Raw genomic sequence first — 17,578 nt, 5'->3', positions numbered from 1 at the left:
CGAGATAGTGCCTAATTTCATTTACCCATTTGCCGTGCTAGGTGGGGAGGTAGCGGTGCCCTGTCACTCGCAATCCGCTGTAGCGAGACTGAATCCCGATTCGAGGGAGTGCGCTGGTGTGGTCTGCCTTATGTAAGTGGCGTTGACGTCTGAGTCCTGCGCAACGGTCACCCATGAACCAGGTCAGGTCCGGAAGGAAGCAGCCTTAAGTGGTGACGTACCGTGTGCCGCAGGGGTGCTTGGGCTGAGCAAACTGCATGAGTAACGCATGTTGACGTGCTTTCAGAAATCGGTGCGCGGCAGATTTATTTTATAACTTCAATCTATGGCCCCCGGGCTGTAGATTTTTTTGTATGATGAGATAGAGAAGAACAGTAGGGAAGGAGGCGAACTCATGGCGTATCAAGCGTTATATCGTGTATATAGACCTCAATCGTTTCAAGAGGTCGTCGGTCAAGTCCATATCACACGTACGATTCAAAATGCTCTGTTAGAGGAGCGGATGTCACATGCGTACCTATTTTCCGGCCCACGTGGAACGGGGAAGACGAGTTTGGCGAAAATCATCGCCAAGGCAATCAACTGTGAAAGTGCGCCGACACGTGAACCATGTAACACCTGTCCGACGTGTATCGCCATCACGGAAGGGACAAGTCCCGACGTGTTTGAAATTGATGCCGCATCGAACAACGGAGTTGACGAAATTCGGGAGATTCGAGACAAAGTCAAATATCCGCCGTCCCAAGGGCGTTACAAAGTATACATCATTGATGAAGTGCATATGTTATCGACCGGTGCATTCAACGCGTTGTTAAAGACGCTTGAGGAACCACCGGCACATGCGATATTCATCTTAGCTACAACAGAACCACATAAAATTCCGGCCACGATCATTTCCCGCTGTCAGCGATTCGATGTCAAACGACATGAAGTGAGTCAATTGCAAACGCGGATGGCCTATATTTTGAACGACCAAGACCATGACTACGATCCTGAAGCGTTGAAACTCATCGCACGTGCTGCCGATGGCGGGATGCGAGATGCCCTTAGTTTACTTGATCAGGCGCTCGCATTCAGTGATGGGCGGTTGACGGAAGAAGCGGTGTTAGAAGTCACGGGTGCCGTGACGGATGAAACGTTGCTCGACATGGCGTATGGTCTCCAGCGAAAAGAGTTAAATGCCATTTTGAGTACGCTTGAATTGATGTTACGTGAAGGGAAGGACTTGAAACGTTTCATCGAAGATTTAGTGTTCGTTCATCGGGATGCGTTACTCTTGAAAGCATCTCCACAAGCAGCTGACTTATTGGAACGTGCTCGTCCGACTGACGAGTTTCGTCAGTTCGTCGAAGCGACTTCAACGGATGAATTGTTCCAAGTGATTGAAGAGCTCAATGATTGCCAACAGCAGATGAGGTTATCTAACCATCCGAAAGTGTTGGTGGAGTTAACATTCATCCGGATCGCGGAACAAGGCCGTACAATTAGTGAGCAAATGACACAACTACAAGATCAAGTGCGTGAACTGAGCCGTGAATTAAATGAAGTGAAGAAGAATGGTGTTGTCGTGACAGGTGGAGAAGCAGAAAAGCCGAAGCCTGCTCCGAAACGGAAACAAATCCGGGTGCCGAAAGAACGGATTCGCCAACTCTTGCAACGGGCCGAACGGCAGCATTTGAATGCGATTCGCGACAGCTGGGGAGATATCATGACGAATATTCGGATACAAGATGGTCCGATTTTCGCTCTCTTCTATGAAAGTGAAGCTGTCCTTTGTGCAAGTGACACCTTACTGGTACAATTTAAAGATGGAATGACATGGCACTATGAACAAGTGAGTTCAAATGGTCGTACGCGCGATGTGATTGAACAGGCGTTATTCGAAGTGACGGGGATTCGTCGCGAAATCATGGCGGTGCTTGAGACGGATTGGAATGAACTAAAAAATGAGTTCATCCTTCAAAAACAAGCAGAACGAACGGAACAAGTCGAAGAGCCGGAAACCGAGGATCCGCTAGTTGCGCAGGCGATGGAACGTTTTGGCGATGTCGTTGAAATCGAAGAAACATAAGGGAGGCGCTCTGAATGCGTGGAATGGGAAACATGAACAACATGATGAAACAGATGCAAAAGATGCAAAAAGATATGGCGAAAGCTCAAGAGGAATTAAAAGAGTTATCGGTTGAAGGAACAGCGGGAGGCGGCATGGTGAAAGTTGTCGTCAGCGGTCATAAAGAAGTTTTAGACGTCATTATTGCTGAAGACGTTGTCGATCCGGACGATGTGGATATGTTACAAGATCTTGTCTTAGCAGCAATCAATGATGCAATGAAACAAGCGGATCAGCTTGTGAATGATAAGATGGGACGTTTCACACAAGGGATGAACCTCCCAGGCTTTTAAGTGAAGAAAGGATCGATGCGAGTTGCAATACCCTGAAGCCATTGGACGATTGATTGAGAGTTTTACGAAGTTACCTGGGATTGGACCGAAAACTGCGGTACGTTTAGCATTCCATGTATTAGATATGGAAGAAGACGATGTGTTGACGTTCGCGAAATCTCTCGTGAGTGCGAAGCGTGACATAAAGTATTGTACCGTGTGTGGCCACATCACAGATATTGATCCGTGTGCAATCTGCAAAGACTCACATCGGGATGAAACGGTGGTTTGTGTGGTTCAAGACTCAAGAGACGTGATTGCTATGGAGAAGATGCGGGAGTACAGAGGGAAGTATCATGTTCTTCATGGAGCCATTAGTCCAATGGAAGGGATTGGTCCAGAGGATATTAATGTTTCAAGTTTGCTGACACGTTTACAAGAGAACGAGTCGATTCAAGAAGTGATTTTAGCGACCAACCCGAACATTGAAGGGGAAGCGACTTCGATGTATTTATCGAGACTACTCAAACCGACGGGAATTCGCGTGACGCGTCTTGCCCATGGTTTACCAGTCGGTGGAGATTTGGAGTATGCGGATGAAGTGACATTATCTCGGGCGATGGAAGGTAGAAGAGAACTATGAAATGGTTTCGTAAGTCGTTAAGAGATGATTATGATCAACGACTACTGACTGAGTTGCTAGAAGCTAAGGCTAAGTTTGAATCGAAACGTCGGATTCTTGAAGTCAGCATAGAGGACACGGGAGAGCTAGCTGCTCAAGTGAAGCAAGCGGAAGCTCTCTACTTCTTCTATTTGAAAGAAGCAAAGAAGCGAAATGTTTCGTTATCGTCTCTTCGTTCTTAAGGCGACGCCAATGGCGCGCCTTCTTTATTTTTAGTCCTATATAATGAAAGAAAAAAATCGTTTTGGTTGGACAAATGAAGTTTTTATATATTTCTCTAATCTTTTTAATAAAAAGGGTTGCGTGGTTATTATTTTACTGATATATTAATAGACGTCGCCGAGATAAGCGACGAAGAAAACAAAAAAATATTTTTAAAAAGTGGTTGACCTTTTGTTCTCCACTTGGTAAGATATTTAAGTCGCCAAGAGCGGCAGACGAACTTTGAAAACTGAACGATGAGGCAAAAATAAGTTTTACAATTTTTGAATGAAGCGCAAGCTTCGTCAATTTAAGAGCTATATCAAATTCTTTGGAGAGTTTGATCCCTGTAGAGTCTGGTGGCGATAGCGAGACGGCCACACCCGTTCCCATGCCGAACACGGAAGTTAAGCGTCTCAGCGCCGAAAGTAGTTGGGGGATCTCCCCCTGTGAGGATAGGACGTTGCCAGGCTTTATTTTTTTAAAAAAGTTATTGACTTTACATAGAATGACCTTTAAAATAGGTAAAGTCGATATGACTTAAAACGGTCTCGTGGTGTAGGGGTTAACATGTCTGCCTGTCACGCAGAAGATCGCGGGTTCGAATCCCGTCGAGACCGCCATTTTTAATTTAATACGTATGGCTTTGTAGCTCAGTTGGTAGAGCAAAGGACTGAAAATCCTTGTGTCGGCGGTTCGATTCCGTCCAAAGCCACCATATAACACGCCGGTGTAGCTCAGTTGGTAGAGCATCTGACTTGTAATCAGAGGGTCGAGGGTTCGAATCCTTTCGCCGGCACCATTTTTTCATGGCGGTTGTGGCGAAGTGGTTAACGCACCGGATTGTGATTCCGGCATTCGAGGGTTCAATTCCCTTCAGCCGCCCCATTAAAATTTAATGAGCCATTAGCTCAGTTGGTAGAGCATCTGACTTTTAATCAGAGGGTCGCAGGTTCGAGCCCTGCATGGCTCACCATTTCTCATTATTTTTTATTCAATACGTAATTTCACATGCGGGTGTGGCGGAATTGGTAGACGCGCTAGACTTAGGATCTAGTGTCTTTGACGTGGGGGTTCGAGTCCCTTCACCCGCATCTCTAAATACTTATGCGGAAGTAGTTCAGTGGTAGAATACGACCTTGCCAAGGTCGGGGTCGCGGGTTCGAATCCCGTCTTCCGCTCCATCTTAATACGCGGTCGTGGCGGAATCGGTAGACGCGCTAGGTTGAGGGCCTAGTGGTGGTTAACACCGTGGAGGTTCAAGTCCTCTCGACCGCACCATATGCACCCTTAGCTCAGCTGGATAGAGCGTTAGACTACGAGGTAGATAGGTCATGGGTGGAAGCGTGGCGACACGTGGAGCTGAATGATACTAATCGGTCGAGGCTTTGATCTAGTCTATGGTTTGTGTTGATGAATCCTCAGTTTTCAGGGAACAAGCCCTGTAAAGTCTGGTGGCGATAGCGAGACGGCCACACCCGTTCCCATGCCGAACACGGAAGTTAAGCGTCTCAGCGCCGAAAGTAGTTGGGGGATCTCCCCCTGTGAGGATAGGACGTTGCCAGGCCAACGCAAAAGACGATCAAGCATATGCTTGATCGTCTTTTTTCATATTTTGATAGTTTAGGAGGAATGACAGATGGCTCCTGCTCGGGAAAATTCATTTACATTTTTAGAGGTTCTAGAACAGCATGTTCGTGAACACCGCGTCTCTTTCCACGTACCAGGTCATCATAACGGTACAGTGGTTGATGATCGCTTACCTGATGCATTCGCAAAAGTCATGCCTTACGATTTGACTGAGCTAGCACATTTAGACGATTTGCACGATGCCTCGGGAATCATTGAGCAAGCAGAATGTGCATTGGGTAAGTTGTATGAGAGTAAAAGTAAATGGCTTGTCAACGGATCGACTGTGGGAAATTGGAGTATGCTCGCGGCAACAGTGAAACGTGGTGAACGGGTATATGTTCAACGGAACTCACATAAATCGATTTGGAACGCGATCGAGTGGTTAGGATTAAAGCCAGTATTACTAACGCCTACCATTGAACGCGGCACAGGTATCCCGACGGTCGTAACATTAGATACGATTAAACAGGCCATTCAAGAATTTCCTGGAGGGAGAGCCGTCATGTTGACGTCTCCAACCTATTACGGGGATATGGCAGACATTCGAACGATTTCAGACTATTTGACACTATTAGACATTCCATTGCTTGTCGATGAAGCACACGGCGCTCATTTAATTCATCCACAGTTGCCACGTCGCTCTGCAATCTTCGAAGGAGCGAGCGCAGTCGTACAGTCCGCGCATAAAACGTTGCCTGCCTTAACCATGGGGGCTTGGGTTCACTATAAAGATAATATCGATGAAGCGCGTTTGAAGCATGCATTAGCCTCTTTCCAGACCTCGAGTCCGTCTTATCTCATCATGGCTTCATTGGATTATGCTCGTTCTTATCTAGAACGTTTAACGGATGAGGAATGGTCTGCTATCCAAAAAAGCCATGCACAATTTGTACTTGAATTAAAACGAGCTGGTTTTGTTGTAAAAGTCGGAGATGACTTTACGAAGGTGACGATTCTGACTTATCCAAAGAATGGATTAATCTTTAGTCAGCATCTCGCCTCAATCGGCATAGACATCGAGTTGGCGGCAGTCGATCATGTGTTATTCTGCTTGCCATTAAGGGAAATAGAGAAACAGGAAATCGAGCATTGGATCAAATTAATAAAAAAAGCATCTACCCATGTGCCGATCATTGAAGACGATGAAACGATTTTCCCCTTTCCACAAACCGAGCGCGTGTCTGAATTATATACGTCTGTAACACCTCTTCCAATGCAGCGAGTTCTTTTCGACCAAGCAATTGGAATGATTTCAGCAGAGACGGTGATTCCATACCCACCAGGTATTCCATGGATTCTAAAGGGAGAGCGTATTACAGAAGAAAAAATCCGTGTGCTCCGGGAATGGATTTCTTTAGGGAGGAAGCTTCAAGCTAGTAAGCATGTTATGATAGAGCAAATTGACGTTATTGTAGAGGAGTTTTAAAACGTGAACGGAATGTTTATAACGGTTGAAGGACCTGATGGATCAGGAAAGTCCACACAACTTCAATTATTAGTAGAAAACTTAAAGCAAAAAGGATATGACATCGTCGTGACCCGAGAACCCGGAGGAACAACGGTCGGGAATCAGATTCGCGAAGTGTTATTATCGCCGGATCATCATGAGATGACCCCACGCGTGGAGATGATGCTCTATGCCGCGTCACGGGCACAGAACGTGGAACAAGTGATTCGTCCAGCGTTAGAGCGGGGCGCGATTGTCCTCTGCGACCGGTTCATCGATGCATCCATTGCTTATCAAGGATATGGATTGCAGTATGACCTTGATCAGATTCGCTCATTAAATGAATGGGCAACGAATGGTCTCACACCCGATCTAACCTTTTTATTTGATTTAAACCCGGAACGGGCAAGTGCACGTATGAAAGATCGGGGACAGCTTGATCGAATTGAGAGTCGTGATCAAGCATTCCATGAGCGTGTCTATGCAGGATTCCAAACGTTACTGAAACAGTATCCAGAACGAATCGTTCGGATTGATGCTGATCAATCGATTGAATGTATTCAAGATGAGGTACTTGATTATACAATTGAACGACTACAACAAGGAGGCGTACAAATATGATGAAAATGGTAATTGCAATCGTACATGATAAGGATAGCGCACGTTTGTCCGACGCACTCGTCGAGCAAGATTTTCGCGCAACAAAGTTAGCCACGACTGGTGGATTTTTAAAAGAAGGTAATACAACGTTTATGATGGGGATTCCACAAGAGCGTCTTGATGATTTGATGGACGTGATTCAATCGAACTGCTCGAGCCGTGACCAAATGATCACGCCGATCTCACCGATGGGAGGACATGCGGATTCGTATATTCCTTACCCAGTCGAAGTACAAGTCGGAGGGGCGACGGTATTCGTCTTGCCGATCGAAGGATTCCATCAGTTTTAATGGGAGTTGGGCATATGCGTTTTCAAGAATTGAGCGAGTCGCAAACTGTCGTTTCTCGCATCATTCAAAATTCAATCGTTTCGAATAAAGTGGGGCATGCGTATATCTTCTCAGGAGATTATGAGCCTTATTTGATTGATACAGCCACATTGTTCGCCAAAGCCTTATTTTGTGAATCACCAGATGGTGCAGAGCCTTGTGGAGTGTGTCGAAACTGTCGGCGTATGGATTCTAAAAACATTGTCGACTACATCGAAGTGGAGCCGGACGGTGCGAGTATAAAAAAAGAACAGATTCAGCAATTGCTCAGTGATTTATCACTACGAGGTGCTGAAGGTGATCGCCAAGTGTACGTCATTCATCAAGCGCACAAGATGACGACTCAAGCGGCAAACAGTCTACTGAAATTCTTTGAAGAACCGGGAGTAGGAAAGCTTGCTATTTTAGTGACGACACAACCACAGTTGCTTCTTCCGACGATTCGTTCGCGCGCGCAACAACTTGCTTTTCGTCCTATCGACCGAGCCCAATTGGCGCAAACGATGTCAGAAGAACTGTCCTGTACGTATGATTTGGCATACCTTGCCTTGACCGTTTATCCGAAATGGGATGACGCGAAAGAAGCGCTTGAGCAGGAGTGGTTTGTACAGGCGTATGGGCTAGTGGTACAATTAATTGAAGTATTGACGAAACGACCTCAAGAGTTGCTCTTGTTCGCACAAGAAAAATGGTTAGGGCATTTCAAAGGACGGAATGAGTTGCGAGTCGGTCTTGAATTATTCGAACATTGGCTAGAGGAGGCACTTCATTTAAAAGTGCGAGATATGTATGCTCCGAAGCTATTTAAGAATGAGGCCGCCTTGTACAACGCATTTATCCAAAATCGATCTGTCACGAAGCTTACACATGCGATTGAAAGTGTACATGCGGCCATTTGGCGACTTGAGGCAAACGTCAATCCTCAATTAACGTTCGAACGACTTTCGTTCGATTTGCAGAAAGGATAGAAGCGCGTGCTTGAAGTAGTTGGAGTCCGTTTTAAAGAAGCGGGAAAAATCTATTACTTTTCACCAGGCGATGCAACGCTTAAACGTGGGGACCATGTCATCGTTGAAACGGTACGTGGCATTGAGTATGGGGAAATCGTCCAAGTCAACAAGCAGCTCGGCGAAGACGAAGTCGTCCTGCCGTTGAAGACAATCCTTCGTGTCGCGGACCAAAAGGATGCGGATATCGTACGCGATAATCGACTGGCAGCCGTTGATGCTCACGCCGTCTGTGAAGAAAAAATTCGAGAACATCAATTAGAAATGAAGCTAGTTGATGTTGAGTATACATTTGATCGCAATAAAGTGATCTTTTATTTTACTGCCGAGGGTCGCGTTGACTTTCGAGAATTGGTAAAAGACTTAGCTAGTGTGTTTCGGACACGAATCGAGCTCCGACAAATCGGTGTTCGTGATGAAGCGAAACTCCTTAGCGGGATTGGGCCATGTGGTCGGGTTCTTTGCTGCTCGTCATTTCTTGGGGAATTCGAACCGGTCTCGATCAAAATGGCCAAAGACCAGAATCTCTCGTTGAATCCGAATAAGATCTCTGGAGTATGTGGTCGTCTGATGTGCTGTTTGAAATATGAGAATGACACATATGAAGAACTGAAACGTGATTTACCAGACGTCGGCAAGCGAATCAAAATTCCAGAAGGTGATGGTCGGGTAATCGGTCTTAACATTTTGGACCAACTCATTCAAGTCGAGCTCCACGATCGGACGCGTGTCGTCACGTATACGATTGATGAACTCGTTGAAGTGGGTGCGATTAAACGAAAACCGTCAAAACAGTGATGGGGTGCTGAGCAGTGGAAAGAATGGACAAAAAAGAAGTGATGATGCGGGTGGATGCGATCGAGCAACAGATGCAGCTCCTCACCGAACATTTAGGCGTGTTAAAAGAGCAGCTCGCTTATTTGCTTGAAGAGAACCAGCATATGTATCTAGAGAATCATCACTTACGCGAAAAAGTCGAACAATTGGCAGAAGTTGATACGACAAATGGTGATTCACAAATCGCATTGTCTGGGAAAGGGCAGAACAATTTGGCTGCGCTGTATCAAGAAGGATTCCACATTTGTAACCTCCATTACGGACAGGTACGAAAAGATGGGGACTGTCTCTTCTGTTTGTCGATGCTCAATAAACATTAATACGGGGCGATAGATAGGGGTTCCCTATCCGTCGCCTTTCTTTTATAGAAGGAGGAAACGATGGTAACGGTTAAGGATGGAGAACGCCTTGATGATTTGCTCGGACGTCCAGGTAAAATCATTCAAAGTGATGATGTGTTCTCATTTTCATTAGATGCGGTACTGCTTGCAGAGTTTGTATGGGTGCCTATCCAAAAAGGACAACTGGTCGATTTGTGTGCTGGCACCGGGGCAATCCCGCTCTTTTTGTCATATCGTACAAAAGGAACGATAACAGGTGTGGAGATTCAATCGAAACTGGTCGACATGGCGAATCGAAGCATGGCGGTCAATCGTCTTGAAGAGCGAATTCGAGTGGTGGAGGGCGATGTGAAAACGGCAGCGGCGCAGCTCGGGCATGCACGATATGACGTAGTCACATGTAACCCGCCCTACTTTTTAGCGAACGAGACGTCACTCCGAAATCAAAATGAGCATCATACGATTGCGCGCCATGAAGTGCTGTGCACGTTGGAAGATTGCATCAGGACGGCCAGTCAACTCGTCAAACCGGGAGGGAAAGTGGCGTTCGTGCATCGGCCAGAACGTTTACTTGATATCCTGACGTTGATGCGTGCGTATCGAATTGAACCAAAACGAATGCAACTCGTTTACCCGAAAGCGGGACGCGAGGCGAATACCTTATTAATCGAGGGATCGAAAGATGGAAAAGCAGGTCTTAAAATTTTACCGCCATTTGTTGTCTATGAAGAAGACGATACGTATACAGAAGCGATGCGAGCTATTCTCGATGCCTAAACATTATGCGTACATCTTGGAATGCGGTGATGGAACGTACTACACGGGCTATACGACAGACGTGGAAAAGCGACTCCTTGCACATAATGCCGGGAAAGGTGCGAAATATACGAAAGCTCGTCTCCCTGTACGACTTCGGTACGTACAATCGTTTGAGACGAAGCGGGAGGCCATGCGATACGAATGGTCCATCAAGCAATTGACCCGAGCACAAAAAGAGAAGTTGATGGAGGGGACGACCAATGAATTCACAGAAGAGCTATCAAACTGAACAACCGACGTTGTATGTCGTGCCGACCCCAATTGGGAACTTGGAGGATATGACGTATCGCGCGGTACGGACCCTTCAGGAAGTAGACTTAATCGCAGCGGAAGACACACGACAAACGATGAAGCTTTGCCGACACTTTGACATTGCGACAAAATTGATTAGCTATCATGAACACAATAAAGAAGTGAGTGGTCCAAGACTGATTGACGATCTGTTGTCCGGGAAATCGATTGCCGTTGTCTCAGATGCAGGTATGCCTGGAATTTCAGACCCGGGAAGCGATCTCGTGCGATTAGCCATTGAGGAAAACATCCCGGTTGTCGTCTTACCCGGTGCGAATGCAGCACTTACGGCACTCGTCGCATCCGGTCTTGCAACTGAACGTTTTCTCTATTACGGTTTCTTGCCGCGTAAGAAGAAGGATCGGGTTGAGGTTCTCAAATCGATTCAATACGAACCTGGCACCGTCATTTTTTATGAGGCTCCTCATCGTTTGAAAGAGATGTTGACAGCGATTCGACAAGTGTTCGGGAACCGACAAATCGTATTAGGTCGTGAACTGACAAAAACGTTTGAAGAGTTTTTGAGAGGAACTGTGGATGAGGCGTTGACATGGTGTGAGGGTGAAGTGCGTGGTGAGTTTGTCGTCTTGGTGAGTGGAGCGACAGAGGCGGCACCTACGACAACATGGTGGGAAACACTATCTGCATACGAGCACGTGGTTCACTATATCGAAGAAGGGCTGAAACCAAACGCGGCAATCAAACAGACTGCGAAAGACCGCGGCGAGTCTCGGAATGATGTATACGATACGTATCATCAATTGCATAAAAAAGAGTAAGCAAGGAAATCCTTGCTTACTCTTCGCTGTAATAATTTTCGAGCATGTTCTTCAACTCAACGAGAACACGTTGTGCACCTTCTGGTGACAAGATGAGTTTGCCGTCTGCCAATTTGAAGTTATCATCTGATACTTCGCCTGTGACTTGGCAAGTCATGTTTGGCTTATATTTTTTCAAAACGATTTGATCGTTGTCGACGTAAATCTCGAGAGCATCTTTCTCTGCAATACCGAGTGTACGACGCAATTCGATTGGAATAACGACACGACCAAGCTCATCAACCTTACGTACAATACCTGTAGATTTCATTTTGTGTTTCCTCCTCCAATGATGTCGAAATCTCGTGGTGACATGAATCGTCAAAATTCGACAATGTGACTACAGCAAAAAGCATACTAAACTTTCCAATTGCAGTCAACTGCTTACTATCTGGAAAAGTAAATTTTCGAAATTTGTCGAATCAAGAACGATATATACCTAAATTTCCCCGTAAGTTTGAACTTGAAACAAAGAAAGGGTATTTTTGGAACATTTATGACGAAGAAAACGCAAAAAAATTCCAAACAATTAGGTTTGGAAATTCTTTTGTCGAACCGTGTATAATGGAAATTGCATATGTCGAAAGGATGGAGAATAAATCATGGCGAAGCCGACTTTTTATATTACAACCCCAATTTATTATCCGAGTGCAAAACTGCACATCGGTCACGCATATACCACGGTAGCAGGTGATGCGATTGCGCGCTACAAACGCTTAAAAGGTTTTGATGTCCGTTATTTGACAGGAACGGATGAGCACGGTCAAAAGATTCAAGAAAAAGCGAAAGAAGCAGGCGTGACGCCACAAGCTTTCGTGGATGAAGTCGTGGAAGAGATCAAGGTCTTATGGGACCGTCTCGAAATCTCGTACGATGACTACATCCGTACGACAGAGGACCGCCATAAGCAAGTGGTCGAGCATGTTTTCGAGACATTACTTAAAAATGGGGACATCTACCTCGGTGAGTACGAAGGATGGTATTCCGTACCGGATGAGACATACTACACTGAATCGCAGCTCGTCGATGGAAAAAGTCCTGACAGTGGACATCCGGTCGAACTCGTTCGTGAGGAGTGCTACTTCTTCCGCCTCAGTAAATACGCGGACCGCTTGATTGAATATTTTGAGTCACATCCTGATTTTATTTTGCCAGAATCTCGTAAAACCGAGATGATCAATAACTTCTTAAAGCCAGGTCTTCAAGATTTGGCTGTATCACGTACGACATTTGACTGGGGCGTACAAGTTCCATCGAACCCGAAGCACGTCGTGTACGTATGGGTCGATGCGCTCACAAACTATATCTCATCACTCGGATACGGCACAGACAACGATGAACTCTTCAACCGTTACTGGCCAGCAGACGTTCATTTGGTAGGGAAAGAAATCGTACGTTTCCATACGATCATTTGGCCAGCCCTCTTAATGGCGCTTGATCTTCCATTACCGAAGCAAGTATTTGCGCACGGATGGTTGCTCATGAAGGATGGGAAGATGTCGAAATCGAAAGGGAACGTCGTGGACCCGATCCCATTGATTGATCGTTACGGCCTCGACTCGGTCCGCTATTACCTTCTCCGTGAAGTTCCATTCGGAGCGGATGGCACGTTCACGCCGGAAGCGTTCGTTGACCGCTTGAACTTTGATTTAGCGAACGACCTCGGAAACTTATTGAATCGCACCATTGCGATGATTAAAAAGTACTTCGACGGAAATATTCCGGCATATAACGGAAATGTCACGGCATTTGATGCAGAATTGTTGAACGTGGTGAAAGAGACGACACGCAAAACAGAAGAAGCCATGGAGCACATGGAGTTTTCGGTCGCACTCACAAACATTTGGCAACTCGTCAGCCGTGCGAATAAATATATCGATGAGACACAACCATGGGTTCTCGTGAAAGAGGAGTCGAAGCGCGAGGAGCTGGCTTCTGTCATGACACATCTTGCGGGCGTACTTCGTCATGTTGCCATCATGATTCAACCATTCATGACGCGCGCTCCAAAAGAGATGTTCCGTCAGCTCGGACTCGAGGGAGAGGACATGTCATGGGAGGCGTTGGATACATTCGCAGACTTTAGTGACGCAGTTGTGACGGACGGGACACCGATTTTCCCACGTCGTGATGTGAAAGAAGAAGTCGATGCAATCCAAGAAATGATGCGTCAGGCGTCTAAAGCACGGATTGAAGAGACGGAGACGGCATCAGTAGAAGAAGCTGACGAAGACATTCGTCCTGAAATCACGATTGATGTCTTCGACCAAGTCGAATTCCGTGTCGGTCAAATCGTCGAAGCCGATAAGATTAAAAAAGCGAAGAAACTGTTGAAACTTCAAGTCGACCTTGGGAAAGAGACGCGTCAAATCGTGTCTGGTATCGCTGAATGGTATGCCCCTGAAGATTTGGTTGGCAAGAAAGTCATCGTTGTCGCAAACTTGAAACCAGTCAAGCTCCGTGGAGAACTCTCGCAAGGGATGATTCTAGCTGCAGATCGTGACGGGAAACTAGAGCTCGCGACGGTCTCAGACCAGATGCCGAACGGTGCCATCGTCAAATAATGGAATGGGGGAGACCGCGGTCTCCCTCTCTTTTTCTAAGGAGGAAACAAGATGTTAATTGATACACATACGCACATCAATGCGGAACAGTTCAGTGAAGACGTGGAGGAGACGATTGAGCGAGCGAGAGAAGCGGGCGTTTCTCCGCTACTCGTTGTTGGATTTGATACACCGACCATCGATCGAGCCATTGAACTGGCAGAAACGCATGAAGATATTTATGCCATTGTCGGATGGCATCCTGTCGATGCGATTGACTGTACGGATGCGGATTTAGCACGAATCGAAACACTCATGAGTCATCCGAAAGTCATGGCACTCGGTGAAATCGGTCTCGATTATCATTGGGACAAATCACCGAAAGACGTGCAACAGCGCCTCTTCCGTCAACAGATCGCCATTGCCAAGCGAACGAATATGCCAATTGTCATTCATAACCGAGAAGCAACGGCAGATGTCCTTGATATTTTAGAAGAAGAGCATGCTGAAGAAGTCGGCGGTGTGTTCCATAGTTACAGCATGTCCGTCGAACTTTTGCCTCGGTGCCTAGACTTGAACTTCTATATTTCGTTAGGAGGACCGGTCACGTTCAAAAATGCGAAAGTTCCGAAGGCGGTGGCGCAAGAAGTGCCACTGGATCGTCTGCTTGTCGAGACGGACTGCCCGTACTTGACCCCAACACCGTTCCGTGGAAAACGAAATGAACCAGCGTACGTCAAATATGTAGCCGAAGAAATCGCCACTCTTCGCGATATGCCTTACGATGAACTCGCTGCTGCTACGACAGTCAACGCGAAGAAGTTGTTCCGACTCCCATGATCAAGCGTGTATTAGCGAGTATCGGTATTATTGCGACGGCTTCTGTGGCGTACGTGATGTTACAACCTGAATCGATTCGAATCGTCGATGACGGTGTGGTGATCGAGCATGAGACACGAGCCGACTCGGTTCTCGAGGTGCTCGAAGAGTTAAATATCACACTAGATGAATCAGATTATGTCACACCGGCGCTCAGTGAAGATGTACCAGACGACCGTCTAATCCGGATTGAGCGTTCACACGAGGTCTCACTTCAGATTGGCTACGGTCAAACGGAGACGGTGCAGACGCGCGAGCGGACTGTAGAGGATGTCTTACTGCGATACGGAGTCACGGTACGAGACGGAGATACGGTGTATCCATCAGTCCGTACACCGGTGACGAATGGGATGACGATTCGATATCAACCGGTCGTGGCCGTGAATCTCATTGTCGGTCAAGAGGCGTTGACGATTTATACAATGGCTACGGATGTGGAGCAACTCTTAATGCAAGAGAACATCGATGTGACGGAAAGTGATACGGTCATGCCGGCCCCTTCCACGCCGATACGAGAAGGATTGACGATTACGGTCAATACGAATCGTGATGTCGTTCAATATGAGAGTGAGTTGATTCCGTTTGAAGTGGTCGAGGAAGAGGATGATACGCTCGAAGAAGGTGTGATGCAAATGGTGCAGGTCGGGGTTCCTGGACTTGAACGGACAAGGTATGCACTTACTGTGGAAAATGGTACAATTACAAATCGTACGAAAACAGATGTCGAGACATTGCGTAAAACGATGCCGCAGATTATCAAAGTGGGAACGAAGAAAGTCGCAGAACCGATAACCGAGCCTGAGTCAACGACCGCGGATGAATCGAGCCCATTCATTCCGGAAGCTGAAGTCGAGATTGCCGAACCGCCGAAAACAGATGACGTACTCGATTTTTCATCTGCGAAACAATTGCTTGTGGAAGCGACCGCTTATACGAACAACCCGGAAGACACGGTAACATACGACGGACGCGTGCTGACAAGAAGCGGATATGATGTAACCGACACGATTTTGTATGAAGGCATGCGCATCATTGCGGTCGACCCTGCCATCATTCCACTCGGGACCCGTGTATATGTCGAGGGTATCGGTATGGCGATTGCCTTGGATACAGGAAGTGCAATCAAAGGGCAAAAAATCGATATCATGATGGATGAAAAGGAAGAGGCCGTAACGTTTGGTCGTAAACCACTCACCATCTGGGTGATTCCAAAGCAGGAAGAAGAGAAAGAAGGATCAGACAATGCGTGAGAAAATACAAGAAATTATCGTCGTAGAAGGGCGTGACGACACGGCGCGACTTCAAGAAGTGTTCGACGTCGATACGATTGAAACGAACGGGTCTGCCGTATCCGATCAGACGATTGAACGAATCCGTCGTGCTCAGGAGAAGCGCGGGGTCATCATTTTGACGGACCCAGATTATCCAGGAGATCGTATTCGGGCGATTGTCGAGGAACGCGTCAAAGGATGTAAGCACGCACACTTGCCTCGGGCCGAGGCGAAGGACAAGCGTGGGAAAATCGGTGTGGAACATGCGAGTCCGGAGTCACTTCGCCGTGTCTTAGGAGCAGTGTTTGAACCGCGTGTCGAAACGGACCAACCAATCGTCACACGGAAAATGGTGTTGGAGGCGGATTTAATCGGTGGAGCAGCGGCCGCGACGCGTCGGAAGCGACTCGGGGTGTTGCTTCGAATCGGTGAGCCGAATGCCAAACAATTTGTAAAACGGGTCGAGGCGCTCGGCGTCACGATTGAAGAGTGGGAGCAGGCACTTGCTCAATTAGAGGAGGAACAGGGTTGAAAGACATTGCAACAATCCAACGAACGAAAGCGATTTTAGAGCGACATGGGTTTTCATTCAAAAAATCGCTCGGTCAAAACTTTTTAATCGATTTGAACATCTTGAGTAAAATTGTCGGAGCAGCGGAACTGAGTGAAGCGAGCGGTGTCCTTGAAATCGGTCCTGGAATCGGCTCATTGACCGAACAATCGGCCAAGCGTGCCAAAAAAGTCGTTGCGCTTGAAATCGACCAACGTCTTTTGCCGATTTTAGATGATACGATGTCGCCTTATCCGCATGTGAAAGTCATCCATGGAGATGCATTGGAACTGAACTTACGGGAAATCGTAGAGCAAGAATTTTTAAACGAAGGTATTGAAGATATTTCGGTTGTCGCCAACTTACCTTACTACGTCACGACACCAATCATCATGCGTTTGCTTGAGAGCGGCGTTAAGTTCCGCTCGCTCGTCATGATGATTCAAAAAGAAGTGGCAGAACGGATTGGAGCAAAACCAGGCACGAAAGCATACGGTTCGCTATCGATTGCGATTCAGTATTATGCGGAAGCAGAAGTCAGTTTCATCGTGCCGAAAAACGTGTTCATCCCAGCGCCGAACGTCGATTCGGCCGTCATTACACTACGGATGCGCAAAGAACCGGCCGTACAAGTGAAAGACGAAGCATTTTTCTTTGATGTGGCCCGAGCAAGCTTCGCTCAGCGCCGTAAAACCATCCTGAACAATTTGACAAACTATATCGGGAAAGAACATAAAGTCGAACTCGAACGTTCGCTTCACGAGGCTGGAATCGATCCGAAACGTCGTGGAGAGACGTTAAGCCTAGAAGAATTCGCACGTTTGTCTGACACAATTTTACCACTTAAAAATAGTTGACGACCTGAAAACGAGTCGTTATAATATTAATC

Annotated in this window: 19 protein-coding genes, 8 tRNA genes, 2 rRNA genes and 1 other RNA gene; 29 read left to right on the top strand and 1 reads right to left on the bottom strand. The window is 46.8% G+C overall.

What is annotated here, in order from left to right:
- The first annotated feature begins 32 nt into the window (after positions 1-32).
- The 24 genes from ffs to rsmI all read left to right on the top strand — a co-directional run bounded on the left by ffs (position 33) and on the right by rsmI (position 11,407).
- Positions 33-300, top strand: an RNA gene (ffs, locus tag GVY43_RS11235) — signal recognition particle sRNA large type.
- A gap of 94 nt (positions 301-394) precedes the next feature.
- Positions 395-2,071 carry a DNA polymerase III subunit gamma/tau gene (gene dnaX, locus GVY43_RS11230; RefSeq protein ID WP_159563182.1) on the top strand — a complete coding sequence of 559 codons (1,677 nt, stop codon included), beginning with the start codon at positions 395-397 and terminating at the stop codon, positions 2,069-2,071.
- Positions 2,072-2,085: 14 nt separating this feature from the next.
- Entirely contained in the window at positions 2,086-2,403 is a 318-nt protein-coding gene (locus GVY43_RS11225; protein WP_012727754.1) for a YbaB/EbfC family nucleoid-associated protein, read from the top strand.
- 22 nt (positions 2,404-2,425) lie between these two features.
- Positions 2,426-3,025 carry a recombination mediator RecR gene (gene recR / locus GVY43_RS11220; protein ID WP_012727753.1) on the top strand — a complete coding sequence of 200 codons (600 nt, stop codon included), beginning with the start codon at positions 2,426-2,428 and terminating at the stop codon, positions 3,023-3,025.
- Positions 3,022-3,246: a YaaL family protein gene (locus GVY43_RS11215; RefSeq protein WP_031424056.1), complete on the top strand. Its 225-nt coding sequence runs from the start codon at positions 3,022-3,024 to the stop codon at positions 3,244-3,246. The genes recR and GVY43_RS11215 overlap by 4 nt, the downstream gene beginning before the upstream one ends.
- 374 nt (positions 3,247-3,620) lie before the next feature.
- Positions 3,621-3,737: ribosomal RNA gene (rrf, locus tag GVY43_RS11210) — 5S ribosomal RNA — on the top strand.
- Between the two features lie 75 nt (positions 3,738-3,812).
- Positions 3,813-3,888, top strand: a tRNA-Asp gene (locus tag GVY43_RS11205).
- A gap of 19 nt (positions 3,889-3,907) precedes the next feature.
- Positions 3,908-3,983 (top strand) — tRNA-Phe (locus GVY43_RS11200).
- Between the two features lie 8 nt (positions 3,984-3,991).
- Positions 3,992-4,067, top strand: a tRNA-Thr gene (locus GVY43_RS11195).
- A gap of 10 nt (positions 4,068-4,077) precedes the next feature.
- A tRNA-His gene (locus tag GVY43_RS11190) sits at positions 4,078-4,153 on the top strand.
- A 12-nt stretch (positions 4,154-4,165) separates the two neighbouring features.
- Positions 4,166-4,241 (top strand) — tRNA-Lys (locus GVY43_RS11185).
- Positions 4,242-4,278: 37 nt separating this feature from the next.
- A tRNA-Leu gene (locus GVY43_RS11180) sits at positions 4,279-4,359 on the top strand.
- Positions 4,360-4,374: 15 nt separating this feature from the next.
- Positions 4,375-4,449 (top strand) — tRNA-Gly (locus tag GVY43_RS11175).
- Positions 4,450-4,458: 9 nt separating this feature from the next.
- Positions 4,459-4,546, top strand: a tRNA-Leu gene (locus GVY43_RS11170).
- 169 nt (positions 4,547-4,715) lie between these two features.
- A 5S ribosomal RNA gene (gene rrf / locus GVY43_RS11165) occupies positions 4,716-4,832 on the top strand.
- A 72-nt stretch (positions 4,833-4,904) separates the two neighbouring features.
- Positions 4,905-6,323 carry an aminotransferase class I/II-fold pyridoxal phosphate-dependent enzyme gene (locus GVY43_RS11160; protein ID WP_159563181.1) on the top strand — a complete coding sequence of 473 codons (1,419 nt, stop codon included), beginning with the start codon at positions 4,905-4,907 and terminating at the stop codon, positions 6,321-6,323.
- Between the two features lie 3 nt (positions 6,324-6,326).
- Positions 6,327-6,965: a dTMP kinase gene (gene tmk, locus GVY43_RS11155; protein ID WP_159563180.1), complete on the top strand. Its 639-nt coding sequence runs from the start codon at positions 6,327-6,329 to the stop codon at positions 6,963-6,965.
- Positions 6,965-7,294, top strand: a complete 330-nt coding sequence (locus GVY43_RS11150) for a cyclic-di-AMP receptor (RefSeq protein ID WP_031421800.1) — start codon at positions 6,965-6,967, stop codon at positions 7,292-7,294. Before tmk ends, GVY43_RS11150 begins: the two co-directional genes overlap by 1 nt.
- A 14-nt stretch (positions 7,295-7,308) precedes the next feature.
- Entirely contained in the window at positions 7,309-8,301 is a 993-nt protein-coding gene (locus GVY43_RS11145) for a DNA polymerase III subunit delta' (protein ID WP_078145937.1), read from the top strand.
- A gap of 6 nt (positions 8,302-8,307) precedes the next feature.
- A complete protein-coding gene (locus GVY43_RS11140; protein WP_074035285.1) occupies positions 8,308-9,138 on the top strand; it encodes a stage 0 sporulation family protein in 831 nt (276 codons plus the stop codon).
- A 23-nt stretch (positions 9,139-9,161) separates the two neighbouring features.
- The gene (gene yabA / locus GVY43_RS11135; protein WP_012727746.1) at positions 9,162-9,497 is read left to right on the top strand and encodes a DNA replication initiation control protein YabA; all 336 of its coding nucleotides are present in this window, start codon (positions 9,162-9,164) and stop codon (positions 9,495-9,497) included.
- Between the two features lie 60 nt (positions 9,498-9,557).
- Positions 9,558-10,295, top strand: coding sequence for a tRNA1(Val) (adenine(37)-N6)-methyltransferase (locus GVY43_RS11130; protein ID WP_159563179.1), 738 nt, complete (start codon positions 9,558-9,560; stop codon positions 10,293-10,295).
- Positions 10,288-10,566, top strand: coding sequence for a GIY-YIG nuclease family protein (locus GVY43_RS11125; RefSeq protein ID WP_159563178.1), 279 nt, complete (start codon positions 10,288-10,290; stop codon positions 10,564-10,566). Before GVY43_RS11130 ends, GVY43_RS11125 begins: the two co-directional genes overlap by 8 nt.
- Positions 10,538-11,407: a 16S rRNA (cytidine(1402)-2'-O)-methyltransferase gene (gene rsmI, locus GVY43_RS11120; RefSeq protein ID WP_159563177.1), complete on the top strand. Its 870-nt coding sequence runs from the start codon at positions 10,538-10,540 to the stop codon at positions 11,405-11,407. The genes GVY43_RS11125 and rsmI overlap by 29 nt, the downstream gene beginning before the upstream one ends.
- 16 nt (positions 11,408-11,423) lie before the next feature.
- On the opposite strand, the gene GVY43_RS11115 is transcribed toward rsmI, so the two are convergent.
- Positions 11,424-11,717 carry an AbrB/MazE/SpoVT family DNA-binding domain-containing protein gene (locus tag GVY43_RS11115; RefSeq protein WP_012727742.1) on the bottom strand — a complete coding sequence of 98 codons (294 nt, stop codon included), beginning with the start codon at positions 11,715-11,717 and terminating at the stop codon, positions 11,424-11,426.
- Between the two features lie 331 nt (positions 11,718-12,048).
- Between GVY43_RS11115 and metG the strand changes: the two genes are divergently transcribed.
- The 5 genes from metG to rsmA are packed head-to-tail and all read left to right on the top strand — an operon-like array spanning position 12,049 to position 17,546.
- Positions 12,049-14,010, top strand: a complete 1,962-nt coding sequence (gene metG, locus GVY43_RS11110) for a methionine--tRNA ligase (RefSeq protein ID WP_159563176.1) — start codon at positions 12,049-12,051, stop codon at positions 14,008-14,010.
- Positions 14,011-14,061: 51 nt separating this feature from the next.
- On the top strand, positions 14,062-14,829 hold the full coding sequence (locus GVY43_RS11105) for a TatD family hydrolase (protein WP_159563175.1): 768 nt from the start codon (positions 14,062-14,064) through the stop codon (positions 14,827-14,829).
- On the top strand, positions 14,826-16,118 hold the full coding sequence (locus GVY43_RS11100) for a 3D domain-containing protein (protein ID WP_159563174.1): 1,293 nt from the start codon (positions 14,826-14,828) through the stop codon (positions 16,116-16,118). The genes GVY43_RS11105 and GVY43_RS11100 overlap by 4 nt, the downstream gene beginning before the upstream one ends.
- Positions 16,111-16,671 (top strand): ribonuclease M5, encoded by a 561-nt coding sequence (gene rnmV / locus GVY43_RS11095; protein ID WP_074035294.1) that lies wholly within the window; start codon positions 16,111-16,113, stop codon positions 16,669-16,671. The genes GVY43_RS11100 and rnmV overlap by 8 nt, the downstream gene beginning before the upstream one ends.
- Positions 16,668-17,546 (top strand): 16S rRNA (adenine(1518)-N(6)/adenine(1519)-N(6))-dimethyltransferase RsmA, encoded by an 879-nt coding sequence (gene rsmA / locus GVY43_RS11090; RefSeq protein WP_159563173.1) that lies wholly within the window; start codon positions 16,668-16,670, stop codon positions 17,544-17,546. Before rnmV ends, rsmA begins: the two co-directional genes overlap by 4 nt.
- Positions 17,547-17,578: the final 32 nt, after the last annotated feature.

Origin of the sequence: Exiguobacterium sp. 8H, assembly GCF_902506255.1 — a bacterium.
Taxonomy (GTDB): Bacteria; Bacillota; Bacilli; order Exiguobacteriales; family Exiguobacteriaceae; genus Exiguobacterium; species Exiguobacterium profundum.
The sequence above is the reverse complement of the archived record's forward strand: the minus strand, read 5'-3'. Positions and strand labels throughout refer to the sequence as shown.